Origin of the sequence: Streptomyces sp. BV286, from assembly GCF_019090165.1 — a bacterium.
Lineage (GTDB): Bacteria > Actinomycetota > Actinomycetes > Streptomycetales > Streptomycetaceae > Streptomyces.
On record NZ_JAHRIB010000130.1, the window covers coordinates 1 to 26,535 of the forward strand.

Here is a 26,535-nt window from a genome sequence, read left to right on the forward strand (position 1 = left end):
GCCGCGGCGCTCGCGGCGGCCTGCTCCTGCTGCTGCCCCAGCAGCCCGCCCGGTGTCTGCTGCGCCGCCGCGGCGGCCGGCCGCTGGTTCCCCTCCAGCTGCTGCCCGAGCTGCGACAGACCCGGGGTGAAGCTCGCGGCGGTCGCGCCGACCAGCAGCAACGCGGCGACGAGCTGTCGTGCGAGCAGTTGGCTGGGCCCGGCCCCGGGCACCCGGTTCGGCAGCCCGACGCCCGACAGCGCGGCCTTCACCTCGACGAGCACACAGGCGGTGAACTGGGCCCAGGCGAGCCAGACGACGACGGTCAGCGTGTTGATGAACGTGTCGACGCTGATCTCTTTCTGGAGCCAGTCCAGACTCGGCGCGCCGCCCGGCAGCGGCCATCCGATCAGCACGGCCAGCGCCCCGGGCACCCCGATCAGCAGCACGAGCAGGGCGACGAAGGCGAGGAGCGCCTTCAGGAAGTCCCCGAACGAACGGCGGCGCCGGGGCAGGGGCTGCGGCGTCCGATTCCTCGGACCCGGCGAGCTTCCCGTCGAGTTGGAAGTGGTACGTCGCGCCATGGCGGGTGTCCTGATGTCGTGTGTGGAGGGAGGGACAGCGGGGGTGCACTGAGCCTACTTAGATCCTATTCAGCGTGTCGAAGGGCTTGGAGGGACGGAGTGCCTTCGGCGCCACCACTTACGCACCGTCCATCCCGTAAGCCGGAGTTGTCCGTCCTGGCGCAGGTCTCGGCGGACGCGGGAACGGGCCCGTTCGCAACTGTCACGCACGGACCTCACGATCCCCACACAATCCCCCATCGCCCCACCGAGGCCCTCTACTCCCCCCTGATAGCTTCGTTCCCTGTTGCACACATGCCTCATACACACATGTCTTACAGGGGAGTACACCCGTGGCCCGCCGCACCGTCACCACCGCCGCCGCGTTCGCCGCCACCGCGGCACTGCTGCTCACCGCTTGCGGCGGGAGTGACACGTCGTCCCCGGACGACATCGAAGGGGCGGGCAAGGGATCGGGCGGCAGCCCGTCGGCCTCCGCGTCCTCGCCGGCCGGTGCGGACCGCCCGACGACCAGGCTCCCGAAGAACTTCCGGCTGACCTTCGAGGACTGGACGAGCGACGACCCGCAGACCCGGGCCGTCCTCACCGACGCCAGAGAGCAGCTCCGCGCGGGTTACGCGGCGATCATCGCGAACGAGCCCGACGGCGGTGAGGCCCTCGCCTTCTACGACACCAGGACCGGCCTGTCCCAGGACCGTCAGTGGATCAGGAGCTACACGGACAAGAACCTCACGGTGTTCGGCAAGCTGCCCGCGTTCGACCCCGAGGTCTCCTTCACCGGAAACAAGAAGGCGGCGTCCCTCACCTACTGCACCGACGAGAGCAAGGCGTACTCCAGGAACCGCGAGACCGGCGAGGTCGCGGGGAACCCGGCGGGCACGGACCCCCGGATCCGCTACACCGTCAGCCTCGCCAAGAACGCCCGGGGTGTCTGGCAGAACCTGTCGACCCGCTCGGAGAGGGGCGCCTGCACGCGATGAGGTATCCCCGCGGATGGTCGTCGCCGGTGGTCGCCTCGCTGGCGGTCGCGTCGCTCGCTCCGGTACTTCCCGCCTCCGTACCGGCCCACGCCGTCGGGCACGGCGGGGTCAACGGGGCGGCCGACGACGACCGGAACATCTCCGCCGCGGCCGACCGGTCGCGGATCCGGGTCACCCAGGTGAGCGGCCCCACCGGCGGGGAACGGGGCGCCCTCGCACCGACGGACGTGAACTGGAAACCGCCGCCCTGCTGGTACGAGCCCGTCTTCACCCCCGCCCAGCTGAAGGGCTTCTCGGAGACCGACGGCAGCGGTGACGTCAGCCTCCGCCAGGGCTGGATCGGATCACGCCTGTGGACCGACCACTTCAAGGACGAGAAGGACGCCCGCAACTACTTCGCCACGCCGTCGACCGCGCAGGGCTACAAGAACTACAACCTCGGCAAGGACGGCTACTTCTGGCGCGGGGTCGCGCCTGACGTGAGCTCCGTCGACGACACGTCGAAATGCGGTCGGCTGATGTTCTGGCAGGACGCCGGTGAGATCCCCGACGTCCCGGACGCCCCCACGCCGGAGACCCTCGCCGACTACGCGTACGACAAGGTCAAGGTCCCCGAGACCGAGGTCGAGCTGAGGCCGGCGGCCAAGTCCACGGTCAACCTGCCCACTTGGGTGTGGCTCGACAAGGGGACCTTCCAGGACGTCAGGGTCCGGGCCGAGTTGCCCGGCACCGGCCTGTGGGCCGAGACGACGGCGAAGCCCGTCGCCCTGCACCTGGAACCCGGCACCGAGAACGCGGAGACCTACCCCGCCGGCAGTGACTGCGAGATCGACGAGGACGGCTCGATCGGCACCCCGTACAAGAAGGGGGACGCCGGCGGCACCCCGCCCTGCGGCATCAAGTACCTGCGTGCCACCGGCGGCGATCCCTACCGGCTCGCCGCCTCCGTCACCTGGCAGATCACCTGGGAGGGATCGGGCGGCGCGGGCGGCGACCTCCCCGACGGCACCTTCGAGACCGCCCAGGACGTGAACGTCCAGGAGATCCAGTCGATCAACCGCTGACGCGTGACCGCCGCGCGGCAACGGCCGTTCCCCTTCCCGAACACCCTCAAGGCCCCGCCAGAACACCCGACTGCACCCAACAACACCCGACAACAGAAGAAGAGACGCGCACACCATGGCATCCCCGCACCCGGCCCGCGCCGCACGTACGACCGGCCTGACCCTGCTCGTACTCGGCGTGACCTCCGCCGTCGCCCTCACGGGATGCGGCGGCGGCACCACGGACGAGAAGGGCGACGCCGGCACGGACACCCCGGCCTCCGCCTCACCCAGGGGCGCCGTGACGCGCGCACAGGCGGCGAAGATCGTCGACAACTACGCGGCGGTCAACAGCAAGGCGAACAGGACGCGGAACACCAGGCTGCTGAGCACGGTCGAAGGCGGCCAGCTCCACGAGCAGAGCAAGGCGGACCACAAGACCTTCGGCACCTGGACGAAGGAGGACCAGAGCGCCTACGCGAAGCCCTTCTCCTACCGGGACCGGACGTACTACATCCCCGCGGGCGAGGACTGGTTCGCGGTCAGGGCCATGGCTGACGGCTCGAAGACACCGGCCCTGCTGGTCTTCGACAAGGAGGGCGGCGCGTGGAAGCTGATGTCGGCGGTCCGCACCGACACCCCGATCCCGGCCGTCGACACCGGCAACTCCGGTCTCGCCACCGCCGTGAGCCCTGCCACCCGCGTCGGAAAGCTGGCTCCGAACGACGTGAGCGCGGCGTTCGAGGACCTCTACGAGACCGGCGGCACGAAGGCCGGCGCCGGCATCTCCCACACCACGGCCCCGGCCGAGGCCGCCCTCAAGCTCCACAAGGAGCGCGACAAGGGCGGCCTGAGCAAGTGGGCGACGAAGAAGTACTTCGCCAAGAAACCGGCGCACACCACGACATACGCGCTGCGACTGGCCGACGGCGGTGTCCTGGCTGTCGTCCCGACCGCCCACACCCAGGAAACACTGCTCAAGCCGCAGTACATGAGCAGCTTCCAGATCACCCCGAACAAGGAGGAGTCCGTCTACAACCCCGAGAAGCGCCCCCTCGTCACGGACACGTTCCAGGGCACGACACTCACCACGCTCCCCAAATCCGGCAAGCCTTCGGTGATCGCGTCTGCGTACCGGATGACGGACTCGGAGTAGGGGGGTCGGGGGCGGTCGGCACGGACCACCCCCGCACCCGATACGTGACCTTCCGGACGGCGCCGCCTCCGCCTCCGCGAGGTGTCCCCGGAACCACCGACCAGGTCGTGCTCGTCTCTGGTGCCAGTCCCGTCCTTGATCCGGCCGAGGCGTTCCACGACATCTTCGACGCCGTGACGGGTACCTTCCGTTTCGTGTAGGCATCACTCGTACGGACATGGGCCGCCGAGCCACGGACACCACAGGGGGATCGCACATGGGCAAGCCCGACCTCGCGCTGCCGCTCAGTGAGCTGGAGGACTACGGCACCCGGCTGCGTGACATCAAGTCGCGGATGAACCACACCAAGAAGCTCTTCGAGTCCTACCGGGACGACATCGGTGACGGCGGTGTCTACGACAAGCTGGAGGACTTCGAGTCCAACTGGGAGGACGGCCGCGAGGACATCAACCAGCAGCTCGAGGCCTTGGCCCAGATGTCCGAGGCGGTCGTCCGTGAGTTCAAGAAGCTGGACGACGACCTGGCGAAGCAGGTCTCCGAGGGTGTGAAGTCCGACGGCGGCAAGCAGGAAGGCGGCAAGGGCGGCAACAAGTAGCCGCCCGGAGGATGTCTCGGTCGGCCCACGACTGCCGACTCGGGACTGCCGGCCCGCGACTGCCGGCCCGGTCCGCCGGGCCGCCGCCCGGCCGCCCCGCGAGGGGCCGCCTCAGCCGACCTCGTTCTCCGCCACCGCCCGGCCCCGGACCGTCACGTCACCGCCGTAGAACATGCCCGTGAAGACCGGCGAGTAGGTGAGCTGGACCTCCACCTCGACCTGGTCGGCGGTCGCGGCGACACAGTGCGTCGCCGCGATGTCCGGGCCGGTCATGCCCATCTCCTGGGCGAAGGCCTTCACGCGGGCGCCGCAGTTCTCGAAGAGGATCGGCGCGCCGCCGCCCTCGTTCTGGTACAGCTCCTCGAGGTCGACGTCCTGGGCTGCGTAACGGGCGGCCTGTTCTGCGATGTCGGCGGCGCGTTCGCGCTTGGAGATGGACAGCCCGCCGTCGATGACGAACGCCGACAGGGACAGGAACACGAGCGCGAAGATGATCACCGCGCCGGCGCCCGAGCCCCGGTCGTCGAGGCGTGCGCGCCTCGCGTCCACCCACGTACGTACGACGGCTCCGCGGAGCCGCATGCGTCCGGCCATCGCCGTCCTCACGCCTTCCTCTTGAAGGGGTCCAGCGGCGAGGTGAACGACGCCGTCAGCCGGGTCGGTACGTCCAGGCCGAGCATGGCCAGACCCCGCACCTCGCAGCTGACCTCCACGGTGAACAGGTCCGCGTCCTCGAAGCCGGCACTGGTCTTGTCCACCGAGACCGGGCCCGAGCAGACGTCCGCCAGGTCGGCGTCCGCGGCCTTCTGGGCCTCGGCCATCGCGGTCCCCTCGTCCCGCTGGAGCGACCCGGAGCGCGCCGCGTCCCTGGCCGCCCCGTCCATCGCCCCCCGCCCGTCGACCAGTTGCCCGAAGGCCACCAGCACCAGGATGAAGAGGATCATCACCGGGGCGAGGATCACCACCTCGACGGTGGACAGCCCGCGGTCACCGGCCGCCGCGAGGGCCCGCTCCCGGACCCGGCGGCTCACCGGGCGCAGAGCGCCGCGCATGAGAGGGCGCATCTAGTTCCCGTCCTCCTCGACGAACCGCTCCACCGGTCCCACCGACTGCGCGTGCACCGTCAGATCCAGTCCGGGGAACACCGACGGCACCTTCGCCGTGATCTCCACTCCGACCGTGTTCTGGTCCGGCTGGAGCATCGTCACGTCCGGGCCGAGCACCAACTGCGGCCCCAGCTGCGCGATGTAGCTGTCGACGACGTCCTGCGCCTCGCCACGCCACGCGCCCGGCGACTCGTCGGCCGTGGCACGGGCCTTGCGGGCGCCGGCCTGGGCCGCCGCCTGGGCCACGTGGTCGGCGAAGAAGTACAGCGCGAACTGCACCGTCGCGAAGATCATGAAGAAGAGCACGGGCGTGAGCAGCACGAACTCGATCGCGGTCATGCCGGAGTCGCCGCGGGCGGAGGCGGCCTCCACCCGGCGGCGTATCCAGCGTCGTACGCTCACCAGTTTCCCCGTATGCGAGAGATGCGAGAGATGCGAGAGTTATGAGAGGTGCGGGAGAGAGAGGGCAGGGACCGGATCAGCAGGTGCTGCCCGCGTCCGCGCCCTTGATGCACTCGCCGACCTTGTTGGCACCGTCGCTGAGCGCGGCGTTGATGATCGCGGCGACCACCCCGACGATCGCCACGACGACCGCCGAGATGATGACCCACTCCACCGCGGACGCACCGCGGTCGAGTTCGCCGGAGCGGGCGCGCTGCACCCGGCCCTGGAGGAAGGTGATCAGAAAGTCCACCCCCGGGATCCCGGTGCTGTAGTTCCGTCCGTTCATGGTGAGTTGTCCTCTCGAGACTGTTCGGAGCAGTCGGTGCGGTTGGTTTCGGTTCGCTTCGAAGATGCAGTTGTGGTGGCCGGTTCCGGTGCCGTTGCCGTCGCTCAGACCTGGAACACGCGCATCGCCGCCGGGAAGATCAGGAAGACGAGGAACCCGGCGCAGAGCAGCAGCTGTGCCACGAGCATCGACTGCGACTTCTCGCCGGCGCTGCCCTCGATCTCGGCGAGTTCGCGGTGCCGCATCGTCTCGGCGCGCGAGGCCAGCGACTCGCGCACCTTCGCGCCGTCGTCCGCGACGAGCGCCAACGACGCCGACAGGTCCTTGAGTTCCTCGACGCCGAGGTCCTCGCCGAGCGAGCCGAGGGCCTGCCACTGGCTGATGCCGGTGATCCGGGCGTCGGCGAGGGCGTTGCGGATGCGCTGGGTGGCCCAGCCGTCGGAGACCTCGGCGGCCGCCATCAGGGCCTCGGGGAGGCCGCGGCCGCCCGCCAGGCTCATCGACACGAGGTCGAGGTACGCGCCGATCACGCGCCGCAGGTCGCGCCGCTTCTCGGCCGCGTCCCGCCGCACCTCCAGATCGGGCAGGAAGAAGAAGACGAGCGCGAAGAGCAGCGCCAGCCACACCGGGACGACCGGGCTGCTGCCGAAGCCGAGCGTCCAGACCACGGCGAACATGAACGGCCCGAAGAACAGTCCCGCGGCGCCCAGCAGCACCTTCGTCGCGAGGAAGTTCTCCCAACTCCGGTCGAGGACCGCGAGGTCGGCCCGCAGCGACCGCTGTTCCCAGCCCTGCTGCAGGTAGAACTCGGCGACCCGCCGGCCCACCTGGGCCCGTACGCTGCCGAGCCGCCCGGCGTCGGCGGTGCGGTGCGCGGACTCGTACGCCGCTCCCCGCGCGCGCATCGCGTCGATGCGGGCGACCTGGGCGACCGCGCTGCGCTTGGACGGCATCAGGGCGCGGACGAGGGCGAAGATGCCCAGGCCCAGGACGGCGCCGACCAGGACGGGCATGGTCAGGGTGGAGTTCATCGGCGTACCCCCTCCTCCGGCAGCGACTGGGACTGTGACGGCGACGGCATGCGCGGGCGTACGAACTGGACCGCCGACTCGTCCCGTACGAGGAACCGCTCCGGTGTCTCGATGGTGGACAGCTTGCGCAGCCACAGGAAGCCGAGCGCGAACAGGCCGCACACACAGGCGAGTACGAGCTGGCCGACCGCCGTGCCGTACGGCTCGACGAAGTCGCGGTTGAAGATCGACAGGCCGAGGACGAAGGCGACCGAGACCGCGACGACGATCTGCACCGAGCGGCGGGTCGACGCCCGCTGGGCCATGACGCGCTGACGCATGTCGACCTCTTCGCGCGCCGACTTCGCGAGCGCGCCCAGGACCTGGCGCAGACCCGGGCCGCGCAGGCGGGCGTTGAGGATGAGGGCGGCCACGATGATGTCGGCGGACGCGTCGTTGATCTCGTCGGCGAGCTGCTGGAGTGCTTCCGGCAGCGGTGTGCGGGAGCGCAGGCGGTCGACGAGGGCGTCGAGGTGCGGGCGCAGCACGGGGGCCGAGGCACGTGCGGAGGCGGGGATGGCCTGTTCGAGGCCGACCGCGCCCGCGATGGTGTCGCGCAGCGACTCGGTCCAGGAGGCGAGGGCCTCCACGCGGCGCATGGCGGCCTTCTCCTCGGAGGCGCCGCCGAAGAGCTTGTCCCAGAAGAAGACGAGGATGGCGGTCGCGATACCGGCGACGGCCCACCGGGTGAGCAGCAGGACGACGATGCCGGCGCCTGCCGCGATCGAGCCGCGCCGGCCGGCGAACCGGACGATTTCGGAGGCCCGTTCGCTCGCCTTCTGCTTCTCGTGGTCGGGCTTGGCGGGCAGTCCGCGGACCGCCACGGCGAACAGGGCGAGGCCGCCGCCGACGGCGATGCCGCACGCGAGCGCGTACAGGACCGTCGTGGAGAACAGCCCGCCCATGGAGCCGAGCGAGTCGAGAGCGGCGAGAGTCATGGTCGGTTCACCCCCAGTTCCCGCCGGGCAGGCGATAGCCGTGCTGGATCAGGTCTTCGAGGCAGGCGAGGGGTGCGTGCGGCAGCACACGGCCGTCCGGAGCCTCGGCGAACACCTCGCTGGACAGGACGCGTCCGTCGACGCCGTTGACCTCGCGGATCGAGGTGACGACGCGCTGAAGGCGGCCGCCCGACTCGAAGTTGTTGCGCCGCTGGACGAAGACGACGAAGTTCACCGCGCCCGCGACGAGCATCTGGCTGGCCTCGATGGGGAGGCGTTCGGTGGCCTGGAGCGCGTAGGTGGAAATACGGTTGAACACCTCGTGGGAGCTGTTGGCGTGGATCGTGGACAGCGAGCCGTCGTTGCCCTGCGACATCGCGTTGAGCATGGTCACGATCTCGTCGCCGAGGACCTCACCGACGATGACGCGGGAGGGGTTCATACGCAGGGACCGGCGGACCAGCTCCGCCATCGAGATCATGCCCTGGCCCTCGGAGTTGGGCAGCCGCTCCTCGAACGCCACGACGTTCGGGTGCAGGTCGGCGAAGGTGTCGAGGCCGAGCTCCAGTGCGCGCTCGACGGTGATGAGGCGCTCCTGCGGCGGGATCTCGTTGGCGAGCGCGCGCAGCAGGGTCGTCTTGCCGGCGTTGGTCGCGCCCGCGATCATGATGTTCTTGCGGGCGCGGACCGCGCAGGCGAGGAAGTGTCCGACCTCGGGGGTCAGCGTCCCGTTCCCCACCAGGTCCGACATGAAGACCTTGCCCATGCGCGCGCGGCGGATGGACAGGGCGGGCCTGCGCGTCACGTCCATGACGGCGGACAATCGCGAACCGTCCGGCAGCCGCAGGTCGAGCTGCGGGTTCGCGGAGTCGAAGGGCCGGGAGGAGAGGCCGGAGTACGCGCCGAGGATCTGGATCAGCTCGATGAGCTCCTCGTCGGTCTCGGCGACGGGATCGCCCTTGACCTCCTCGCCGTTGGCGTAGCCGACGAAGACCTGGTCGTACCCGTTGATGTCGATGTTCTCGACCTCGGGGTTGTCGAGCAGCGGCTGCAGCCGCCCCACGCCGAAGAGCGCGGCGTGCACGGCGGCGGCGTACTGCTCCTCGGTCTCGGCGTCCAGGGGCGTACGGCCGGAGTTGATCTCCGTCCGGGCGTAGTCCTCCAGGATCTGGGCTATGACGGCCCGGGCGTAGTGCCGTTCGTCCTCGTTGGACATCGGCGTGACGCCGGAGACCTGGTCGAGACGGCGCTGCTCGGCGATCCGGTCACCGGCGTCCTGCCGGAACCGCTTGACCAGCTGGTGGTCCACAGCGGTCATCGGCCGGCTCCGGCGGTGGCCTGACTGCCCGGACCGCCGGCCGGCCCGGACCAGGCCGCGCCGAACTGCTGGTAGAGGTCCGAACTCACCTTGCGCGCCGAGCGGATGAGCAGCGACTTGTCGAGCCGTCCGCGCTTGCGGCCGGCCAACTGGTCGGCGCCTGCCGGGTCTTCGGCGATGGTGCCGACGACGCGGGCGCCGGTCTGGGCGGCCACCAGCATGTCGTTGACCTGGTGGACGATCTTGGCGGAGTCGCCCGGGTCGGTGATGAGGACGACCCCGATGAGGGGTGTGCCGAGCGCGGCCGCACCGCGCGGACCACCGTGCAGTTTGGCGGTGAGGACGGCGGCCCGGTCACGTACGCGCGCGATGGCCTCGGGCTCGGTGCGGGAGATGAGGAGGACGAGGGCCGCCTGCGAGAACATCTCGACGGCCGGGGTGTCGCCGGTGATCCGCCCGCAGTCCGCTATGACGTCGGCGGGTGCGTGGGGCGAGTCGGCGAGTTGCGCGAAGGCACGGCCGAGGGTGGGCCACAGGCCCGCGAGTCCGGCGGCCTGTTCGGCGTTGCCGAGCCCGACGAGCACTTCGAGTCCGCCGCTCAACGGCTGTACGTGGTCCCAGAGTTGGTCCGGTACGAGGCCGCGGCGGGCGGTGGCGGCGATGGACAGCATGCCGGTGTTGGGGTTCAGCGGTCCGCCGTGCGCCGCGGCGCTGCGGTACACGAGGTCGCCGCCGGCCGGGTCGGTCTCGGCGAGCAGGACGCGGCGCGGCCAGACGGCGGCGAGGGCGACGGCCGCCGTGGTGACGCCGGGGGAGCCTTTGTCCGCGGCGAGGGCGATGAGGGCCATGGTGTGTGTGACTCTCTTGCCGCTAGTTGCCGGGGACCAGGACGAGGGCGACCTGGTTCGCCGCGGCGGCGCGGGCCAGCGCGGCCGCGTCGCTCTCGTCGACGGTCACGGTGATGCGCTTGTTGGTGCTGCTGATGGTGGCGTCGCCGCTGTCGTCCGGCACGTAGGTGACGCGTGCGTCGGAGACGATCGGGGTGCCGCCGGTGCCCGCGGAACCGGAGGAGCCGGAGGAACCGGTGTCCGTGTCGTCGTTCGAGGAGGACGAGCCGGAGTTGCCGACCTGGTAGGCGGCCACGAGGTCGCCCTGCTCGATGGTCTGCGGGTACTGGCCCTCCTTGAGGGAGAGACCGACGACGGCCTTGCCGGGTTCGAGGTTGGCCTTGCGGGCGAACATCTCGCCGATGACGAGGGTGCCCCCGTAGATCGTGGACTTGGCCTTGAGGTTCTTCAGGGCCTCGAGCTGGTCCCACCTGACGTAGTTGACGCCGGAGTCCTCCGCGACCAGTACCGACTCGACCTTCTTGCCGACGGACTGGCCGGGCTGGATGTCGGCCGTCACCTTCACGACCTCGATACGGTCCCCGGCGCGCAGCACCAGCATGGTCGCTCCGAGCGCACCCACGAGGATCAGCAGCACCGCGAGCGCGGCCAGCGCGGGTTTGCGCTCGCGAGGCGGTGAAGGAAGCCGCTCCCCCGTCGTCGGCTGAACCGGCGCGGAGGAACGGTTGTTGCCCGCCCCCGTACGCTCTTGGATCTTCACGCAACCGCTCCCCGTACACCCAAGAAGGTTTTGTCATTCAGGACACTTGGAACACTCCACCCTCACCGGGGCGTACCGCTCGACCTGGTCGAATAGCCATGGCCGGAACGAGTGTCAAGTCATCGCACCGTATCAGCAGCACATAAGCCCCTCAAGGCGCGCCCGGGACCGCAAAGCTCACACGTCCCGACGTTATCCACGCGCAACGCGGGGTGTTCGGTTCCCGGTTGGGAACGGGGCTGCGTGAGGCGGATTCCGCTGTGCACCAGCGAATCATCGACCCGGCCCCGACATGGGCTTCGTCACGCTGTGCTCATCATCCCTGCACGACTCGCTCACAGCGGTGGGATGCGACCGTGGGATGATCTTCAGCCACGCGTCACACCACGTCCCAACGCGGTTACGCATCCCACCTCCCCACTCCCCACTCCCCACTCCCCTCAGCCGTCCACCCCCTTCCCCCACCTTCACCCCACCCTCATCCCACCGAGGAGCCCGTCCCCCCATGAAGCGAACCGCCCTCGCCTCCACCGCTCTCTCCGCAGCCGTACTGGCCGGCCTGACCGCCTGCGGAAGTGGTGACTCCGAGTCGGACGGCGACTCCGGCGGCAAGTCCGGTGCCTCGGCGACGGCTCCCCAGAAGAAGGAGACGGGCCCGGCGGAGCGCGTGGCGAAACTCGCGGTCACGGCGGACGAGGTCAAGGGCTACGAGGTCGAACAACCTGCGGCCGACGACGAGTTCGTCTTCGCCAAGTCCCAGGACGAGGTCACCGTCGACAAGAAGGCCTGCGCCCCGCTGGCGTACGCGATGAACCAACTCCCGCTGGGCGAACCGCGGGCGGACCTCACGCGAACCGCCGCGAAGAACGGACTCGCCAACGGCCTCACCTACGTCACCCTCAACACCTACGCGGACGGCGGGGCGAAGACGGCCATGGCGGACCTCACCGAAGCCGTGTCCTCCTGCGGCGGCGGCTTCACCGCCAAGGCGAACGGCAACAGCAGCCCGTACGACTCCGTCGCCGCCGAGAAGGCTGACGGGGCGGGCGACGAGTCCCTCGCCTTCAAGTCGACGATGACCGTCCTCGGCGCCACGCACACGATGCACTCGGCGGCCGTGCGCCGCGGTGACGTCGTCGCCGTCTACTTCGCGGTGAACGGCCGAGCGATCGCGGAGTCCCGCCCCAGCGACACGAAGCTCGACACCCCGGTGGTGAGGGCGCAGAACGCGAAGTTGGGGTGAGTTGTGTGTGCGGGCGGCGGGCGCCGGGTTCTGCGGGGAGGGCGGGCTGCGGCGGCAGACCCGTCCACCCGGCACCAGGAGGAGCCCCGGTTCAGAACCCCCAAGGGTCGGGGTGCGGGGTGAGGGACGGGTCCTCGGACCAGATCAGGCGTGCTTCGAGGTCGTCGCCCAGTAGTTCGGTGAGGCGGTCCACCGCCCAGCCGTTCCAGTGGACGGCGCCGGGATGGTCGGGCACGCGGAAGGCGGGTAGGTCGGCCGGCAGGGCATCGGGGCGAAAGAAGGTCGTCTTCATCTGCCCCGTGCCCTTCTTCGGCTTCGACGACCTGCGTGCATCGACGCAGTCGACCACCTTGTCCACGGCATAGAGGTGATATTCGCGCCCGTCTCCCTTGCCTGTTTCTTCGGGGACTACCCGCAGGAACTTGCCCGCGCCCCTCAGCCCTTCCTGCAAGGAGTCGACGATCCGACTGCTGAACACGGGAGCTCCGGGGTAACCACACGGGAATTCCGCAGGCCGCAGTCGCGGATTCCCGACCCATTCGGCATGCAGTTCATCCGGCAAGTCCTCAGGGGATCCCGTGCGCAGCCAACGAATCAGTTTCCGGTGCGCGTACTCCTCAAGAGACAGCGTCCGGAACTGTCCCGTACTCGGCAGCAACCGGTACACGGAAACGGGCTTGTCGGTCATCATGGTGCCGTCCAGACTGCGCGCTCGAAGAAGGTACGCCGGTAGAAGGCTCACCTCGGCCTCTGCGGCGTGGGTTCCCGTGAGGAATGCCGTTCGCCGCGTCCTGGTCCAGACGGTCGATCGATCGACTCGAGGGCTCCAGGTGCGGACGGATGCCGCCGCGCCCTGGCATCGCCGACCGGATCAGATGGAAGTCAGCGCCGCCGTCGGGCGTCCGGGGCAGGATAGCCCTCGAAAACGGGCTCGTCTCTGATGAAGTCGCCCGGAAAGACGTCCACTCGATGGGCCCCGGACAACACTGCCACCAGAAATTCGACGATCCCGCCGTCGAAGTGCGGCCACTTCAGGTTTCTTGCCCCGTTGGCCACGATGGTCCATGAATCCGGTGCATCTTCCGGGCGGGTGACCCAGTACACGATGTCGCCGTTGTCCGTCTTCCCGACAGGTAGCAATTCATCGACCTCGTAAGGGATACCCACTCCGCTTTCCCGGAGTTCGTCGAGGATCTCAGCGGCCCGGTTCGCGGACTCGACCAGACGCGTGGGGTGGAAGGGCGAACTGGGCTGCAGGATGTACAGAAAGTCATTGAACGAGCCCGGACCGTACCGTTCCACGAGCCACTTGTAGTCGCCGGGCAGCGTCACCCCCAGGGCATCCTCGACCTGGGACCAGTCAACGTCGGTCTCGGCACCGCCGGGTGGCGGAACAAGCCGCAGGAGGTCGTCTCGTACGGTCACAGCATCCCCGATTCACTTCCCAGATGACGTCGCAGTTCCCGTCGACTCAGGTCGGCTGGTCCCGAGGTACGGGACACTCCCGCTCGGCGTCCCAGGGCACCCAGGACAGAGCGCGATCCCCGCTCGCACGCCGGGCGGCCCAGTCGAGCAGGATCGGGATCACCACTTCCTCGCCTCCCTGCTCCGCCGGCAGCGGCACCTCGGCCCGGTAATGCGACTCCGGGCCGCCCTGCCGGCGCTCGAAGACCATGGTCAGCGTGGTCGGGCTGAACCCCGCGGGTTCATGTAAGGCAACTCGATCCTCCGGTAGCCGGACCACTCACCCGGAGGAGCCCCGGTTCAGAACCCCCAAGGGTCGGGGTGCGGGGTGAGGGACGGGTCCTCGGACCAGATCAGGCGTGCTTCGAGGTCGTCGCCCAGTAGTTCGGTCAGGTGGTCCACCGCCCAGCCGTTCCAGTGGACGCCTCCGCGGAATTCCGGCAGCCGGAAAGCGGGCAGGTCGACGGGGAGTGCGTCGGAGCGGAACACCGCCTTCTTGATCTCACCCGTCATCCTCTTCGGCTTGGACGACCGCCGGGTGTCCAGGCAGTCGACCACCGGCTCCACCAGGTAGAGAAAGTACTCGTCCGACCCGTCAGATCCATCCGTTCCGGCGCCCTCGACGGAGACCGGGACGAGCTCTCCCGCCGACGAGAGTTCACCCCGCAGCGCTTCGGCGATGCGACCACTGAGGACAGGAGCACCGGGATACCCACACGGGAACTCCCCCTTGCGCAGCCGCGGATCACCGTCCCACGAACCGCTGAGAGCGGTCGGCCTGTCGGCGTCGGACCCGCTGATCTGCCAGCGGATGACCTTTCTGAGCGAGCTGCCGAGCAACAGGGTCCGGAACTCACCCATGCTCGGCAGTAGCCGGTACACGGAAACGGGCTTGTCGGTCATCATGGTGCCGTCCAGACTGCGGTCGGTGAAGGTACGCCAGTAGCAAGCTCACCTTCGACCTCTCGCCCGATGGTGCGCAACTCGCTGCGAAGCTCGTTACGGATCGCACGCGCGCCGAGCCCGCGGGCTGTCCTGTCCTCCACCACCTGCTCCAGGCGCTGGTTGACCCGCTGCAGGAAAGCCTCGCGGTGGGTGAAGTTGTGCGGCGTCGGGTGCCCGAGAGGAATGCCGTTCGCCGCGTCGTTGACATCGACTCCGTATCGACCGAGCAGGTCACGGCTTCTGGCTCCCGGGACCCAGTGGCCCGCGGTACCTCCGGAGGGAACGATGTGCGCCGCGGCCTGGCCACGGCTCACCGGCCGCCCCTCGCGCCGCATGTTCCGCCGCAGCCGCCGTGCGTTCTGCCGGCACGTCAGCAGGCCGAGGTAGTCGATCCAGAGGAGCGGGTTGAGCACATAGCCGCGAGGATTGGGTCCGGCGTCCATGCCCAGCGGGTCCGGGCTGAGATAGGTCGCTGTCGCGGGGTCGTAGTGCCGGAAGTAGTTGTAGTGGAGCTCGGTTTCGGGGTCGTGGTACTGGCCCGGGAAGCGGAGAGGTGTGCTGGTTCCGGCGCCCTCGCTCCCTGTGGTGAGCCCCCACAGGGTGGCGATCCCCCGCCAGGCGATGTCGCCGTCCTCGGAGACGAGTTCGGTCGGGGTGCCGACCAGGTCCGTGACGATCGCGAAAAAGCGTTCGTCGACCAGGCGTTGGGGGTCGTCGGCGGATATCCGGCGTTCCGTCTGGGCGAGCGGCCGTACGTCGTCGCGGTCCCAGGTGAGAGTGACCTCCTCCGCCTGGCCGACGGCTCGGGTCGTCTGCTCGACCAGGTGCGGCCCGTCCCAGGTGAAGCGGGTCTCCTCGACGACGGTCGAGCCGTCGGTGCCGAGCCGCTGTTTGGCGGTGCGCCGGCCCAGCGGGTCGTAGAGATAGCGCCAGACCGTTCCGTCAGGGGTGACCACCGAGGTGAGGCAGTCCTCCGCGTCCCAGGTGTATCGCCAGATGTCGGGCTTGCGGGACAGACGGGTCTTGCGGCGCAGGACGACGCGGCCCGCGGCGTCGTACTCGTAGTGGACGGAACCCGCACGCGTCACACGATTGCCGTCGTACGCGCGTTCGCCTCGTGCCTCGTGGGCGGGCTGCTGGTCCGGCCACATGGCGCGCGTCTGGTTGCCGGACTCGTCGTACGCGTAGGTCTCGGTCCAGTCCGCGGCTCGGACGCCGGTGACGCGGCCCGCCTTGTCGACGTCGAAGACCCGTCGTCCGCGGGTGTGGTCGTCCAGAGCCGTGACGCTGCCGTCGGCCCGGTAGGTGAAGGTCTCCTGCTTCAACTGCCTGCCCGGGGCGGCCAGTGTCCGCCCGTTCAGACGATCCACAGCGTCCCAGGTCTGGGTGAGGGCGAGTCCGCGGTCTCCGAGCCGCCGGACGGTCTCCCGGCCGAGGGCGTCGTACGTGGAGGTGACGGTGCGGCCGTCCGAGGTCAGCAGCGTGCGGTTGCCCGCCGCGTCATAGGCGTACGTGGCGGTGGCTCCGGCCGGAGTGAGACGGCTGACGGGCCGGCTCAGAGCGTCGTACGTCGTGGTCAGTGCTCGTCCGTCGACGACTTCGGCGGTGACCCGTCCGGCCGGGTCGTACCGGCGGGCGAGGGTCGCGTCCGGACCGGTGGCCTGCAGGAGACGGCCAGCGGGGTCGTGCGTGAACACGGTCGTGCGGCCGTCCACCGTCCTCCCGGTCTGGTTGCCCACGATGTCGTACGTGTAGGCCGTCGTCTGCCCGAGGGGGTTGGTGCGGCTGAGGAGCTGTCCGGCCGCATCGTAGGCGTAGACGAGTGTCCGGTCGTCGAAGTCCGTCTCGGTGCGGGGGCGGCCGACCGCGTCGTACGTGTAGTCCCAGGTGAGGCCCCGGGGGTGGATGACCCGGGTGAGCCGGAGCTCGGTGTCGTGCGTGAACGTGTGGCGGACCCCGTCGGGCGTGGTGCGGGTGGTGAGCAGGTCGAAGGCGCCGTAGGTGAGGCGGGTGACCTGGCCCAGTGCATCGATGTGGCTGACGCAGTTGCCCTCAGCGTCGTAGGTCCACGCCTCGCGCGTGCCGTCCGGGTCCGTACGCGACGCCTGATGTCCCTCGACGGTCCAGCTGAGGAACGTGGTGGCACCCAGCGGGTCGGTGAGGGTGCTGTTCCGCCCGAAGGAGTCATAGCCGATGTGTGTCACCGCTCCGAGCGGATCCGTCGACGAAACCGGCTGTCCCGCCGCGTTGTTGACGAATCGCTGTACCGCGCCCATCGGGTCGGTCAGAGAGGTCAGGGCTCCCGTCCCGTCACGGGTGAAGACCACGGTCGCGCCCGTGGGATCCGTCACGGACCTGCAGTTGCCCCGCTCGTCCCACTCCTGCCGGACGACCGAGCCGTCGTAAGCGGTGAGCTGCACCGGGAGGTTCGACTCGTTGAAGACGGTGGAGGAGGTGGCACCGTCGGGCAGGTGGACGGCGGTCAGGTTGCCCGCCGCGTCCCACTCCATGCGTGTGGTGCGGCCCAACGGGTCGGTACGGGAGCAGAGTTGATTCCGGTCGTTCCATTCCTGGAGCGTGACATTGCCGAGCGGGTCGGTCTCGGCAGTCAGCCGGTACGCGTCGTCGAACTGGTATTGAGTGGCGTACCCGAGGGAGTCGGTGGCGATCGTGCCACGTGTCTCTTCGTCGTACGCGAAGGTGTAGTCCAGCATCCCGTCGGTACCGCGGCCCGCCGTGCAGCGATCGGCATCGTCGTACGTGAAGCGGTACCAGATGTCGTTGCGGTCCTCCCAGCCCGTGATGCGGTGCCTGTCGTCGTAGCTGAACCGCAGCGGCAGGCCGGACGAGTTGTAGACCTCCGTGAGGCCGCCCTGGGTGTCGTAGCCGTAGCGGATCAACGTGGGCCGCTCGGTGTCGCTGCGCAGGGTCAGCTCGGTGATGCGACCGTCCTCGCAGGTCACACCCACGCGATAGCCGCCATGATGGGTGATCTCGTCGGGGGTGCCGTCGGCGGCGTACGAGACCGAGATCGTGTTGTCGTTGCGGTCGTGGATGGCCGCCAGTGGCAGGTCGGCCGACGGTCGGCCGGGCAGCGGCCGGAAGCGGAGGGTCTGCCCTGTCTCCGGCCGGTGCACGGCGAGTTCCCCGTCGGCCCAGCTGAGCGGCCAGTGCGGGCCCACTACCGGGAGCACGGGCACGTCCGGCTCGGGCACGGGGTACGTGAGGACCATCCCGTCATCGACGAGGAACCGTACTCCGCTCTCATCGAGCAGCAGCCGCTGATCGAGGGTCGAGGTCCAGCTCCGGCCCAGGAGACGGCCGCTGCGGACACCGGTGCGGTAGTGCCGCTCAAAGAGCAGCGGCAGCATGCCGTCCAGCGCGACATCGGTGGCGGACATGACCATCTGCCCGGTGGCCATGTCGATCGGGTCACCGCGGGTGAGCAGCTTCTTCATCTGTCGGCCCATGGACTGGGCGCCCTTGCCCAGCCCCTTGACCCCCAGGGCCATCCCCTTGAGCCCGGTCTTGCCGAACGCCTTGAGCCCCTTGGCCAGACCTCCGAGGGTCGTCAGACCCTTCATGCCAGGTATGCAGTCCAGCGCGGCAAACGCCACGTCCCACAGGGACGCCTGTCCCTTCATGTATTTGTTGAGTGTGTCCGCCAGGACGACCAGCGCGGCGATCAGCACGATCGCGCCGAGGATCGGCCCTCCGATGATCAGCGCGATGATCCCCAGGACCGCGACAACGACCTTGCACACCGCGACGATCGTGTCCCAGTTGTCGACGAACCAGTCGCCGACCTCCTCGTACCACTTCCGGTTCTGGATGCCCGCGTCCGAGGCCTCGTCGAGCTTGCGCTTGGCCTCCCCGGCCGCGTCCTCGCGCATCTTGCGGGCATCCGCGGCCATCTTCTTCGCCGCATCCAGCGCGCTCTGCGCGGAGGTCACATCCGACTGGGCGGACGTCTGCGCGGACTCGGCACTCTGCGCGTCCCTCGTCGCGGCACGGACCTTCGCCTCGTCCGGCTTCTCGACGTCCTTGCCACCGGTCGGATCGTCCTTGTACTTGTCCGACTCCTTGGTGGCCCGGGTCACCCACGAATCGGCCGTCGACAGACGCGACTTGGCGGAGGAGAGGTCCGCCTGCGCCTCACGCCCCTTCGCGAGGGCCTTGTCCGCGAGGGCCTGGGCGCGCTCCAACTCCGGCCAGTACGCCGCCAGCGCGTCCCCCGCCAGGTCGTACGACTTCTTCAGCTTCTTGAGGTTCTTCGGGACGCCGGAGAACTCGTCCTGGAACACCTTGGCGGTCTTGCCCACCCAGGTCAGGACGGACTCCTCCTCCGCCATCCCCTTGACGAGACGGAGAGCGTCCTGCACGTCGTCGGCGAAGTCGTGCAGGCTCTTCGCCAGGTTCCGCACCCGGTCCGGATCACCCGGCGTCGGATCCTTCTCCAAGTCCAGGACGTGCCAGTCCGTCGGCCGGTACCCCGCCATCACGCAACCCCCGTCACGCCAACCTCGTCAACCTCACGTACGCACAAGTGAAGTTACTGGGTACGGGCGTTCGATGAAAAGGTCACGAGGGTGGCGCGGACGACCCGTCCGGTCCGGCGCACTCGGCTGAGACAGGAGGTCAGTCTTGTTCAGCGGGCGCTCGGCGCAGGCACGCACCTCCCTGACTGCCGCTCTCAACTACTGCAGAACGACGCGGTGGAGGTGATCCCAGTCCGACGGGCATACGAACACCAAAAGGGATCCCCCTCGCCCCACCACGATTCGCGTGGGGGTGTTCGCCTCCGCGTCAACGACATCCTCGTCCTCCGACGGGACCCAGCTCCGGGTTCCCCTGTCCCATTCCCTGCTGTCCATGGTGAGAAGGAGATCCATCTCCCGCCCGCACTCGCAGATGACTGCCTGCGGGCCGGTGACATGCCATGAGGCGAAACCGCCGACTTTCCATCCGGGAGGAATCGACAGGTCGAACTGATAGCTGACCGCGTTTTCGTCCTCCCAGTCCTGCCATTCGTCGAGCCGCGCCCGAATAGGAAACGAGAGAAGCCCGCCATATTGATGCTCAACCACCTTTTCCGGATGGAGCACACAGGGATCGGGCACGTAGTCGTCGCGACCTACAACCTCCAACTCCGGCTGCTCGGCCAGCACTTCCGTGACGTCCGCGGCTCTGCGCCGGAACAGGTGGACATCCACGCTCCGGTCCTCGCCGTGGGTATTGAACGGACACCAGAGAACTTGTAGGAGATCAGCGTCGCCTGGGAGCCCGAGTCCCGGCACATCACGTGCGTACAACTGGGCGACCGGCATCAAGGGAATGGGATCGATGTCGCCGAGCCATGGGGCGTGCCGGCCTCGGCGAAGAGTGTCGAGGATGCACAGTTCTTCCTCTGTCGGCCCCGACGGCTGTCCGGGCTTCGACGGTCGGCTCCACGCCTCGGCGAGAATCCTTCGGCGCCGGCGCACATCTGCGACACGGTCACCGAAGCGCCGCTTGTGCGGCACCGTGCAGGTAGGCCACGGCTCGTCGACGGGCCACAGAAGCGGTCCGCCGACCGAACTCTCCTCCGGGACGGGACTCCCCGGGCGTGGATGCAGCCGTGTTCCGGAGCCGCGGTGACCGGACAGCTCGGGTATGACTGCCTCGATGTCCAGGGGACGTTCCGGCGTGCTGCGGGTCACGCTCCTCCTCTGGTCCACTCCGAGCAGCGTAACCAACGGGTGAATTCCGGTTACCGAGCCACTCACCAGGAGGAGTCCCGGCTCAGAACCCCCAAGGGTCGGGGTGCGGGGTGAGGGACGGGTCCTCGGACCAGATCAGGCGTGCTTCGAGTTGATCCCCCAGAAGCCCGATGAGGCGTTCCACCATCCAACCGTTCCAGCAGACAGCCGTGGGGAACTGTGGAAAGCGGAATGCCGGCAGCTCGACAGGCAGCGCCTCCGGCCGGAACACAGATTTCTTGGGCCTGCCGATCTGGTCCGGCGGCGACGAACGTCGTTCGTCGAAACAGTCGACCACTCTCTCCACGACATGGAGAAGGTATTCGTCTCGGGCGGATCCGTCGATGTTCACCGGCGCGAAACGCCCTGCTGTTGCGAACTCGCCGCTCAGGACGTCGGCGATGTGGCCGCTGAGGACAGGGCAACAGGGATCTCCGTTGGGAAACTCGCTCTTGGGCCATCGTGGATCACCTCCCCATTCGGCGTTGAAGCCGGTGGGAGGTTCACCGGTGGAGCCACCGAGCTGCCAACGCATGAGTTCCACAGGCGAATTGTCGAAGTGGAGAAGCTGGAACTCCCGCATGCTTGGCAGCAGGCGATAAACGGAGAGCGGCCTGGCCGGGTCGTCAGGATCTGGAGGCATCTGGTGTCCGCGACCTCTCGTTCTTCCGCTCGCCAGGTGCGGCGGACGATGTCATTCGAGAAAGGCCGACCGACGGCGTCGTACGCATGGCCCGGCGTCGCCGTTCCTACTCCGCGAAGCGGAACGTCGACGTGATCGCGTCGAAGATGTCGAAGAACGAGTCGGCGAGGTCGAGCACCTGGCTGCTCCCGGCGACGAGGGCGACCTTGCCCTCCTGGCCGGGCACGGGGATGAACGTTTGCATGAGTACCGCCCGGATGGTGCGGTTGAGCGCGTCATCGGGCACCGGGATGTCCTCGATGCCGTACGTCCGCGCGGCCGGGCCGACGCCGGGGATGTCGACCGTCGTGACCTTGCGCCACGCGTCGCCCTCCTTCTTGGCCTCCCGCACGGCGAGCTGCCCCGCCATGACCTGGGGGTCGGTGGAGAGAGGCGCGCCGTCCTTCGTACGCCCGCCGACGAGGGAGACCGTGATCGACCCGGTGATCGGCGTGTCACCGCCGAAGCTCTCCGCCATGCAGCCGCAGTACAGCGCGCCAGACTTCCAGGCGTCGGCCGCGGCCTTCTGCAGGAAGGCGGTGTACGTGTCCTTGTACTTCGCCAGGTCGGGCTGCTGCCGCACGCGTTCGGCGACCATGCGGCGGATCGAGTCGTCCCGCGACTCGGGCCGCACGTCGAACTCCCACCACGACTCCGGCACCTTGATCTGGAAGCCACCGCGCTCGATGGTGAGCGTTTCCATGTAGCGGGCCATGTTGGTTGTTCTCCCCCGGTCCGAAGCAGACTGATGTGCGCGTGCGCGCAAGCCTACGAGGGCACGGTGGCTCCCGCTCCGGGGGCGACGCCCTCATCGCCACGGCCGAGGCGGATGCCGCGACCTCGTCCAGCCGGTGTGACCCCGCACGCGACGAGCGAGATACCCGCTGAGGGGCTACGCCTCCTGGCCGTCGCCCGGGGGTTCGTCGGCCTCGGGGTACGCGACGAAGGTGCCCTTGGCGGGGAGGGTGACGACGAGCCCGCGTTCGCGGAGTTCGCGGACCGCGCGGCGGGCGGTCAGGTAGGCGACCTCGTACTCCACGCCGAGATCCCGCTCGCCGGGCAGCCGGGCCCCCGGCCGCAGGTCACCCGACGCGATCCGGGCGGCGATGTGGTCGGCCACCTGCATGTAGACGTACGCGATCTTGTTGGGATCGATCGGCGAACCGCCTGTGTCTGCTGACATAACCACCACCGTAAAACAGCACTGAGCTGCAGCGATGGCCCTATTGCTGCAGACTGCTATGCACTGACATGCGCAGCAATGTAGGCTCGTGCCACGAAAGACCCCGGCGACGGAGGCAAGCCGTCCCGGGGCATGGCCGACGCTAAAACCTCAAACAGGAGCGCCAACATGCTGGACCTTATCGTCCGCTGCCTCGCCTGGATGCTGAGCATCTGCACCCCCCGTCCTCGGGGTCGCCACCGGATCGGAGTGGTCCCGCCCCTCCGGTTCATCCCGGCCCCACCGCCCCGTTTCACGGAAATCCTCGACGGCAACGCGTCCCGGCTCGTACGCCCCTACGTCCTGGGCGCCGCCGAGCACCGACGCCAACGCGAACGCCGGCGCGCCCTCTACCTCGCGACGGTCGGCATCGACGTCGGCCCGGACCACATCCACGGCGTCCCGGTGGCCGCCCGATGACTCGCCCCGCCGTGCGGATGTGCGCCCGCTGCCACCGGACGACCGATCGGCCGGTCCTGGTCCACGAGGTGCATGCGGCGACGGGCCCCGGATTCAACGTGTACGCGTGCCCCGACTGCGCCGACGACTACCCGCCCATGACCGACGTACTGGAGGTGACGAAGCCGGCCCGGGAGAACCGAGCCGGAGGCCGCCCCAGCATGGGCGCGGGGAACTGAGCGAAGCGATCCCGGCCCCGGACGCCCACCTGCGTCCGGGGCCGGTCCGGCGCCCGTCCCGGCTGCTGTGCACTCCGACACGATCGGGCCACAAGGGGCGTCCGATTGCCCCGGTTCCTCCGTGTCCGACCAGCCTTGCAAGGAAGTTCGCGGTAGCGAAACCGCGCGCCCCATGGATAACGTCGTAGCTCTTCAATGCGTCTGATTCTCACGGGGGTTCACTGTGAAGCGCCGCTCTTTGCCCGTTGCTGCCGCGCTCGCCGCGACCGCAGCCCTGCTGCTCACGGCATGCGGCGGCGGGGACGACAAGTCCAGCGACAACGACAAGATCGCCGGCGCGGGACAGGACAAGGAGAAGCCGAAGAAGTCGGCAGAGCCCGCAGGAGCGGCAGAGGACAAGCCGGACGGCGTGGACGTGTCCCTGCCCAAGGGGATGAACCTGGACCTGGTCTTCGACTGGGACAAACCGAAGGCCAAGAACGAGGCGGCGGCAATGGACGACGCCGCCAACTACCTCCGCGCCATGTACCGGGGCGTCGGCAAGCGAACGGCCAACGACGCGGCCGTCACCAGCTACTCCACCGGCGACGGACGCCGCTACGCGGAAGTCCAGATCAAGGAGTGGGTCAAGGGCGGCTGGACCGCCACGGGCCTCCGCCGTCACTACGACGCCACCACGCGCTCCACCACGAACGGCAACTCCGTGGAAGTCGCGTTCTGTTCGGACTCGAGCAAGTTTTACGCCGAAGAAGTCAAAACGGGGAAGGTCCTGAAGACCAAACCCAGCCTCGTGGACTTCAGCTATTTCAAAATCATCATGGTCAAGCTCCCCACAAGCGACAGCTTGTGGCAGGCGTCCAAGGTGTTCGTCGAGGAGGAGGCGAAGAAGTGCCAGTGAACACAGCCCGACGTACATCCCTCAGCATCGGCTCAGTTGCCCTGACGCTGACCTTCGGCACTCTCATCCTCGCGGCACCGGTCCACGCGGCGGGAGGGCCGCGCGATGGCACCGGCGCCAGCAGCAACCCACAAGGCGGTAAGGACAACAAGGGCATCTACGCCGCCGCCCGCGTCCAGTACTCCGGCGCCGTAGCCAAGAGCGGCGGCACCGGCAACGTGACGTCCGCCGACGTCAACTGGACGCCGCCGTCCTGCTGGTACGCCCCCTACCTCGGTGCCAAGGACTTCAAGAAGGAGATGTCCAAGAACATCGAGGACGCCAAGAACGCGCCCGGCATGACCGGTCACGCGGGTGCGGCGATAGGCGAGATGGAACGCCACTACGAGGACGACTACGGCTGGACCGACACCCCCGGCTACAAGGACTACAACGTCGACAAGGACGGCGAGGGGATGTTCTGGGCCGGGGTCGAGAACCCGAACGAGCCGGACTACCTCAAGCGGACCGCGTGCTCGGACCTGCCCTTCTGGGTGGAGAACGGCGAGCCCCCGCCGCCCCAGCACGAACAGGCCATCACTCCGGAGATGCTCGCCGCTCTCGCGTACCAGCACATGGAGCTGCCCGGCACCAAGGTGTCGCTCGCTCCCGAGGCCATCGCCAAGGTGAACCTGCCGACCTGGGCGTGGCTCGACGAGGCCGCGTTCGACGAGGTCCAGGCGACGGCGGCCATCGACGTCCCCGGCTTCAACATTCAGGCGACCACGACCGCCACCCCCAAGTCCCTCACCCTCGCCCCGGGTACCGAGGACGCCACCACCATCCCGGCCGACGGCGAATGCCCCATCGTCGACGGCAGGATCGGCGAGCCCTACGCCAAGGGGAAGGCCAAGGAATCCCCGCCCTGCGGCATCGTCTACCGCCGCTCGTCCGGTGGCGAAACGTTCCCCATCAAGGCCGCCCTCACCTGGGAGATCAGCTGGACGGGCACAGGCCAGGCCGGCGCGGTAGGCCTGCCCGACGGCACGATCGAGGCCGTCCAGAACATCACGGTCGAGGAAATCCAGTCAGTCAACCGCTGAGCGGAGCAACTGTCGACCGCCGCGCGGAGGAACCGTCGACCGACGCGCGAAGCAGTCGGCAACCGCTGGGCTGAGCACGTGATGCGCGGCCGGTTCCCCCACGGAGCCGGCCGTCGCTCCCCTGCCTCCCTCACCTTCACTCCCGACAACCGCTCCGACGCGGAATGTCGTATCGCGCGGACCGGGATGACGACGCACGGACCAACTTCCTTCGGAGCCAAGCATGTTGATCGTGGAGACCGACTCCGATCCGGCCGTGTGGTTTCACATGCCCCTGCGGGACACCAAGGCGGAGTTCGCGCACTGGCTGGGCCTGCAGCTCAAGGCGAACGCCTTGGTCCACCGGCGCCGGCTCACCTGGCGTGAGAAGCGGCGGACGAGGAAGCTCCTGGAGAGCTCGGCCGTCATGCTGCGCGACAGCGTCAAGGCCGATCAGGCGTTCCTCTTCGGCCCGATGCCGCCACAGGTGTCGCCGCTGGTCCTCTTCACCAAGCAGTTCGCCTGCGACGAGGAACACAGCCACCGGCATCTGAGCATGTTGGCCGAACCCGACCCCTCAGCCACCAGCCTGCGCGTGGAGACGACCCCCTTCGTCTCGTCCCACTTCGGCGAGGGCCTGCGCTGCGTGCGCAGTTGGACCCGCCCGGACGGCGGCCCGATCATGTACGTCGCCTACGCCTGGAACGACGCGGCCCGCGACATCGACCTGGTCCTCAAAGGCCACTACGACGACCCCGAGATCCTCGAAGCCTCCTTGGAGGCCATCGACGACTTCGCCAGAAGCATTTGGATCGCCTGAAAAGACTCCGCGGACACTCGCACACGCGGACCGGGAAACCCTTGGGGGACTACGACATGGCAGGGTCGGCCAAACCCCGTCGGCGGAGGGCGGCCGCCCCTTCGCTGCGGTACGAGCATCGCCCGGGCAAGCGGTCCAGGAGCAACGAGCAGGGTTCCGGAAAGGGCGAGAAGGCCTTCGGGTGTCTCCTCTTTCTGTCCTTCACCGCCTTGGTCGTCCTGCTCGCCGTTGCGGACATGTTCTGGGGCGACGAAACCTGGGAATGGTCGGCCGACACGTGGCCTGGTGGCGCATACAGCTTCGCGGCCTTCCTGGGGGCGTTGGTGCCGTGCGTGGCGACGCTCTTCGTGATGTCGGCATCCCGTACGAAGTGGAAGTCCTGGAAGTCGCACAAGGCCCGGTCGTTCGGCTTCACGCTGCTGGCCGTCATGTGCGGCGCGGCGATGCTGCAGCTCGTGTCGCTGATCTACAACGCCCAGAACACCGGCAAGTGGGGCCGCGGCCGGGACCGCTCCCCCAGCTGGGTCTTCAGCAACTACCCCTGGCTGTGGGCGGTCGGCCTGTCGTCGACCATTGTCATGGCAGCGCTGCTGATCACCTGGGCCGTGGCACGCCACAAGCGCAAATCGGCCACCACTGACGCTGCCGACGCAGACGCCCACGGCGGTACTGGCGCCGCCATCTCCACGCTCGAACCGAATTGACGCCGTTTGTCGC

At 68.7% G+C, this 26,535-nt stretch carries 29 protein-coding genes and 1 pseudogene; 11 read left to right on the top strand and 19 right to left on the bottom strand.

Annotated features, from left to right (window positions below; translation table 11 throughout):
- Window positions 1-563, bottom strand: a pseudogene (locus KUF83_RS17505) (hypothetical protein); the annotation flags it as partial.
- A gap of 332 nt (window positions 564-895) precedes the next feature.
- Between KUF83_RS17505 and KUF83_RS17510 the strand changes: the two are divergent.
- The 4 genes from KUF83_RS17510 (at window position 896) to KUF83_RS17525 (ending at window position 4,337) form a co-directional block, all read left to right on the top strand.
- The gene (locus KUF83_RS17510; protein ID WP_217455639.1) at window positions 896-1,543 is read left to right on the top strand and encodes a hypothetical protein; all 648 of its coding nucleotides are present in this window, start codon (window positions 896-898) and stop codon (window positions 1,541-1,543) included.
- Window positions 1,540-2,607 carry a hypothetical protein gene (locus KUF83_RS17515; RefSeq protein ID WP_374106088.1) on the top strand — a complete coding sequence of 356 codons (1,068 nt, stop codon included), beginning with the start codon at window positions 1,540-1,542 and terminating at the stop codon, window positions 2,605-2,607. The genes KUF83_RS17510 and KUF83_RS17515 overlap by 4 nt, the downstream gene beginning before the upstream one ends.
- Before the next feature lie 115 nt (window positions 2,608-2,722).
- Complete coding sequence (locus tag KUF83_RS17520) at window positions 2,723-3,742, top strand: hypothetical protein (RefSeq protein WP_217455640.1); 1,020 nt, start codon at window positions 2,723-2,725, stop codon at window positions 3,740-3,742.
- A 256-nt stretch (window positions 3,743-3,998) separates the two neighbouring features.
- Window positions 3,999-4,337 carry a hypothetical protein gene (locus KUF83_RS17525; RefSeq protein WP_217455641.1) on the top strand — a complete coding sequence of 113 codons (339 nt, stop codon included), beginning with the start codon at window positions 3,999-4,001 and terminating at the stop codon, window positions 4,335-4,337.
- Window positions 4,338-4,448: 111 nt separating this feature from the next.
- Here KUF83_RS17525 and KUF83_RS17530 read toward each other — a convergent pair whose 3' ends face one another.
- The 9 genes from KUF83_RS17530 to KUF83_RS17570 form a co-directional block, all read right to left on the bottom strand.
- Window positions 4,449-4,931: a pilus assembly protein TadG-related protein gene (locus KUF83_RS17530; RefSeq protein ID WP_254643996.1), complete on the bottom strand. Its 483-nt coding sequence runs from the start codon at window positions 4,929-4,931 to the stop codon at window positions 4,449-4,451.
- Between the two features lie 8 nt (window positions 4,932-4,939).
- Entirely contained in the window at window positions 4,940-5,389 is a 450-nt protein-coding gene (locus KUF83_RS17535) for a TadE/TadG family type IV pilus assembly protein (RefSeq protein ID WP_217455751.1), read from the bottom strand.
- A gap of 12 nt (window positions 5,390-5,401) precedes the next feature.
- Window positions 5,402-5,782 carry a TadE family protein gene (locus KUF83_RS17540; protein WP_254644009.1) on the bottom strand — a complete coding sequence of 127 codons (381 nt, stop codon included), beginning with the start codon at window positions 5,780-5,782 and terminating at the stop codon, window positions 5,402-5,404.
- Window positions 5,783-5,921: 139 nt separating this feature from the next.
- Complete coding sequence (locus KUF83_RS17545; RefSeq protein ID WP_217455642.1) at window positions 5,922-6,173, bottom strand: hypothetical protein; 252 nt, start codon at window positions 6,171-6,173, stop codon at window positions 5,922-5,924.
- A gap of 104 nt (window positions 6,174-6,277) precedes the next feature.
- Window positions 6,278-7,204, bottom strand: a complete 927-nt coding sequence (locus KUF83_RS17550) for a type II secretion system F family protein (protein ID WP_217455643.1) — start codon at window positions 7,202-7,204, stop codon at window positions 6,278-6,280.
- Window positions 7,201-8,181 (bottom strand): type II secretion system F family protein, encoded by a 981-nt coding sequence (locus KUF83_RS17555; RefSeq protein WP_254643997.1) that lies wholly within the window; start codon window positions 8,179-8,181, stop codon window positions 7,201-7,203. The genes KUF83_RS17550 and KUF83_RS17555 overlap by 4 nt, the downstream gene beginning before the upstream one ends.
- Window positions 8,182-8,188: 7 nt before the next feature.
- Window positions 8,189-9,499, bottom strand: coding sequence for a CpaF family protein (locus tag KUF83_RS17560; protein WP_217455644.1), 1,311 nt, complete (start codon window positions 9,497-9,499; stop codon window positions 8,189-8,191).
- Window positions 9,496-10,347: a hypothetical protein gene (locus KUF83_RS17565; protein ID WP_217455645.1), complete on the bottom strand. Its 852-nt coding sequence runs from the start codon at window positions 10,345-10,347 to the stop codon at window positions 9,496-9,498. Before KUF83_RS17565 ends, KUF83_RS17560 begins: the two co-directional genes overlap by 4 nt.
- 22 nt (window positions 10,348-10,369) lie before the next feature.
- Window positions 10,370-11,107: a hypothetical protein gene (locus KUF83_RS17570; protein ID WP_217455646.1), complete on the bottom strand. Its 738-nt coding sequence runs from the start codon at window positions 11,105-11,107 to the stop codon at window positions 10,370-10,372.
- A 505-nt stretch (window positions 11,108-11,612) separates the two neighbouring features.
- Between KUF83_RS17570 and KUF83_RS17575 the strand changes: the two genes are divergently transcribed.
- On the top strand, window positions 11,613-12,350 hold the full coding sequence (locus KUF83_RS17575) for a hypothetical protein (protein ID WP_217455647.1): 738 nt from the start codon (window positions 11,613-11,615) through the stop codon (window positions 12,348-12,350).
- Between the two features lie 91 nt (window positions 12,351-12,441).
- On the opposite strand, the gene KUF83_RS17580 is transcribed toward KUF83_RS17575, so the two are convergent.
- The 9 genes from KUF83_RS17580 to KUF83_RS17620 all read right to left on the bottom strand — a co-directional run bounded on the left by KUF83_RS17580 (window position 12,442) and on the right by KUF83_RS17620 (window position 22,362).
- On the bottom strand, window positions 12,442-13,041 hold the full coding sequence (locus KUF83_RS17580; RefSeq protein WP_217455648.1) for a hypothetical protein: 600 nt from the start codon (window positions 13,039-13,041) through the stop codon (window positions 12,442-12,444).
- A 191-nt stretch (window positions 13,042-13,232) separates the two neighbouring features.
- Window positions 13,233-13,775 carry an SMI1/KNR4 family protein gene (locus tag KUF83_RS17585; RefSeq protein ID WP_217455649.1) on the bottom strand — a complete coding sequence of 181 codons (543 nt, stop codon included), beginning with the start codon at window positions 13,773-13,775 and terminating at the stop codon, window positions 13,233-13,235.
- A 46-nt stretch (window positions 13,776-13,821) separates the two neighbouring features.
- On the bottom strand, window positions 13,822-14,025 hold the full coding sequence (locus tag KUF83_RS17590) for a hypothetical protein (RefSeq protein WP_217455650.1): 204 nt from the start codon (window positions 14,023-14,025) through the stop codon (window positions 13,822-13,824).
- 89 nt (window positions 14,026-14,114) lie between these two features.
- Window positions 14,115-14,720, bottom strand: coding sequence for a hypothetical protein (locus tag KUF83_RS17595; protein WP_217455651.1), 606 nt, complete (start codon window positions 14,718-14,720; stop codon window positions 14,115-14,117).
- Window positions 14,717-19,258 (bottom strand): DUF6531 domain-containing protein, encoded by a 4,542-nt coding sequence (locus KUF83_RS17600; protein ID WP_217455652.1) that lies wholly within the window; start codon window positions 19,256-19,258, stop codon window positions 14,717-14,719. The genes KUF83_RS17595 and KUF83_RS17600 overlap by 4 nt, the downstream gene beginning before the upstream one ends.
- Before the next feature lie 198 nt (window positions 19,259-19,456).
- Window positions 19,457-20,458 (bottom strand): hypothetical protein, encoded by a 1,002-nt coding sequence (locus KUF83_RS17605; RefSeq protein WP_217455653.1) that lies wholly within the window; start codon window positions 20,456-20,458, stop codon window positions 19,457-19,459.
- An 82-nt stretch (window positions 20,459-20,540) separates the two neighbouring features.
- Window positions 20,541-21,080, bottom strand: a complete 540-nt coding sequence (locus KUF83_RS17610; RefSeq protein WP_254643998.1) for a hypothetical protein — start codon at window positions 21,078-21,080, stop codon at window positions 20,541-20,543.
- A 166-nt stretch (window positions 21,081-21,246) separates the two neighbouring features.
- The gene (locus KUF83_RS17615; protein WP_217455655.1) at window positions 21,247-21,894 is read right to left on the bottom strand and encodes a hypothetical protein; all 648 of its coding nucleotides are present in this window, start codon (window positions 21,892-21,894) and stop codon (window positions 21,247-21,249) included.
- Window positions 21,895-22,071: 177 nt separating this feature from the next.
- A complete protein-coding gene (locus KUF83_RS17620; protein ID WP_217455656.1) occupies window positions 22,072-22,362 on the bottom strand; it encodes a GntR family transcriptional regulator in 291 nt (96 codons plus the stop codon).
- Between the two features lie 168 nt (window positions 22,363-22,530).
- Between KUF83_RS17620 and KUF83_RS17625 the strand changes: the two genes are divergently transcribed.
- From KUF83_RS17625 to KUF83_RS17650, 6 genes are all read left to right on the top strand, one after another.
- A complete protein-coding gene (locus KUF83_RS17625; protein ID WP_217455762.1) occupies window positions 22,531-22,821 on the top strand; it encodes a hypothetical protein in 291 nt (96 codons plus the stop codon).
- The gene (locus tag KUF83_RS17630) at window positions 22,818-23,039 is read left to right on the top strand and encodes a hypothetical protein (RefSeq protein ID WP_254643999.1); all 222 of its coding nucleotides are present in this window, start codon (window positions 22,818-22,820) and stop codon (window positions 23,037-23,039) included. The genes KUF83_RS17625 and KUF83_RS17630 overlap by 4 nt, the downstream gene beginning before the upstream one ends.
- A gap of 223 nt (window positions 23,040-23,262) precedes the next feature.
- Window positions 23,263-23,937 (top strand): hypothetical protein, encoded by a 675-nt coding sequence (locus KUF83_RS17635; RefSeq protein ID WP_217455657.1) that lies wholly within the window; start codon window positions 23,263-23,265, stop codon window positions 23,935-23,937.
- The gene (locus KUF83_RS17640) at window positions 23,934-25,019 is read left to right on the top strand and encodes a hypothetical protein (RefSeq protein WP_217455658.1); all 1,086 of its coding nucleotides are present in this window, start codon (window positions 23,934-23,936) and stop codon (window positions 25,017-25,019) included. The genes KUF83_RS17635 and KUF83_RS17640 overlap by 4 nt, the downstream gene beginning before the upstream one ends.
- Window positions 25,020-25,242: 223 nt before the next feature.
- The gene (locus KUF83_RS17645; RefSeq protein ID WP_217455659.1) at window positions 25,243-25,818 is read left to right on the top strand and encodes a hypothetical protein; all 576 of its coding nucleotides are present in this window, start codon (window positions 25,243-25,245) and stop codon (window positions 25,816-25,818) included.
- A gap of 56 nt (window positions 25,819-25,874) precedes the next feature.
- Entirely contained in the window at window positions 25,875-26,522 is a 648-nt protein-coding gene (locus tag KUF83_RS17650) for a hypothetical protein (protein ID WP_217455660.1), read from the top strand.
- Window positions 26,523-26,535 lie beyond the last annotated feature (13 nt).

Excerpts from the sequence above, each read along its gene's own strand:
- KUF83_RS17515 (WP_374106088.1), top strand. The coding sequence starts at position 1,540 with ATGAGGTATCCCCGCGGATGGTCGTCGCCGGTGGTCGCCTCGCTGGCG.
- KUF83_RS17520 (WP_217455640.1), top strand. The coding sequence starts at position 2,723 with ATGGCATCCCCGCACCCGGCCCGCGCCGCACGTACGACCGGCCTGACC.
- KUF83_RS17525 (WP_217455641.1), top strand. The coding sequence starts at position 3,999 with ATGGGCAAGCCCGACCTCGCGCTGCCGCTCAGTGAGCTGGAGGACTAC.
- KUF83_RS17530 (WP_254643996.1), bottom strand. The coding sequence starts at position 4,931 with ATGGCCGGACGCATGCGGCTCCGCGGAGCCGTCGTACGTACGTGGGTG.
- KUF83_RS17535 (WP_217455751.1), bottom strand. The coding sequence starts at position 5,389 with ATGCGCGGCGCTCTGCGCCCGGTGAGCCGCCGGGTCCGGGAGCGGGCC.
- KUF83_RS17540 (WP_254644009.1), bottom strand. The coding sequence starts at position 5,782 with ATGACCGCGATCGAGTTCGTGCTGCTCACGCCCGTGCTCTTCTTCATG.
- KUF83_RS17545 (WP_217455642.1), bottom strand. The coding sequence starts at position 6,173 with ATGAACGGACGGAACTACAGCACCGGGATCCCGGGGGTGGACTTTCTG.
- KUF83_RS17550 (WP_217455643.1), bottom strand. The coding sequence starts at position 7,204 with ATGAACTCCACCCTGACCATGCCCGTCCTGGTCGGCGCCGTCCTGGGC.
- KUF83_RS17555 (WP_254643997.1), bottom strand. The coding sequence starts at position 8,181 with ATGACTCTCGCCGCTCTCGACTCGCTCGGCTCCATGGGCGGGCTGTTC.
- KUF83_RS17560 (WP_217455644.1), bottom strand. The coding sequence starts at position 9,499 with ATGACCGCTGTGGACCACCAGCTGGTCAAGCGGTTCCGGCAGGACGCC.
- KUF83_RS17565 (WP_217455645.1), bottom strand. The coding sequence starts at position 10,347 with ATGGCCCTCATCGCCCTCGCCGCGGACAAAGGCTCCCCCGGCGTCACC.
- KUF83_RS17575 (WP_217455647.1), top strand. The coding sequence starts at position 11,613 with ATGAAGCGAACCGCCCTCGCCTCCACCGCTCTCTCCGCAGCCGTACTG.
- KUF83_RS17580 (WP_217455648.1), bottom strand. The coding sequence starts at position 13,041 with ATGATGACCGACAAGCCCGTTTCCGTGTACCGGTTGCTGCCGAGTACG.
- KUF83_RS17590 (WP_217455650.1), bottom strand. The coding sequence starts at position 14,025 with ATGGTCTTCGAGCGCCGGCAGGGCGGCCCGGAGTCGCATTACCGGGCC.
- KUF83_RS17595 (WP_217455651.1), bottom strand. The coding sequence starts at position 14,720 with ATGATGACCGACAAGCCCGTTTCCGTGTACCGGCTACTGCCGAGCATG.
- KUF83_RS17600 (WP_217455652.1), bottom strand. The coding sequence starts at position 19,258 with ATGGCGGGGTACCGGCCGACGGACTGGCACGTCCTGGACTTGGAGAAG.
- KUF83_RS17610 (WP_254643998.1), bottom strand. The coding sequence starts at position 21,080 with ATGCGGGAGTTCCAGCTTCTCCACTTCGACAATTCGCCTGTGGAACTC.
- KUF83_RS17615 (WP_217455655.1), bottom strand. The coding sequence starts at position 21,894 with ATGGCCCGCTACATGGAAACGCTCACCATCGAGCGCGGTGGCTTCCAG.
- KUF83_RS17620 (WP_217455656.1), bottom strand. The coding sequence starts at position 22,362 with ATGTCAGCAGACACAGGCGGTTCGCCGATCGATCCCAACAAGATCGCG.
- KUF83_RS17625 (WP_217455762.1), top strand. The coding sequence starts at position 22,531 with ATGCTGGACCTTATCGTCCGCTGCCTCGCCTGGATGCTGAGCATCTGC.
- KUF83_RS17630 (WP_254643999.1), top strand. The coding sequence starts at position 22,818 with ATGACTCGCCCCGCCGTGCGGATGTGCGCCCGCTGCCACCGGACGACC.
- KUF83_RS17645 (WP_217455659.1), top strand. The coding sequence starts at position 25,243 with ATGTTGATCGTGGAGACCGACTCCGATCCGGCCGTGTGGTTTCACATG.
- KUF83_RS17650 (WP_217455660.1), top strand. The coding sequence starts at position 25,875 with ATGGCAGGGTCGGCCAAACCCCGTCGGCGGAGGGCGGCCGCCCCTTCG.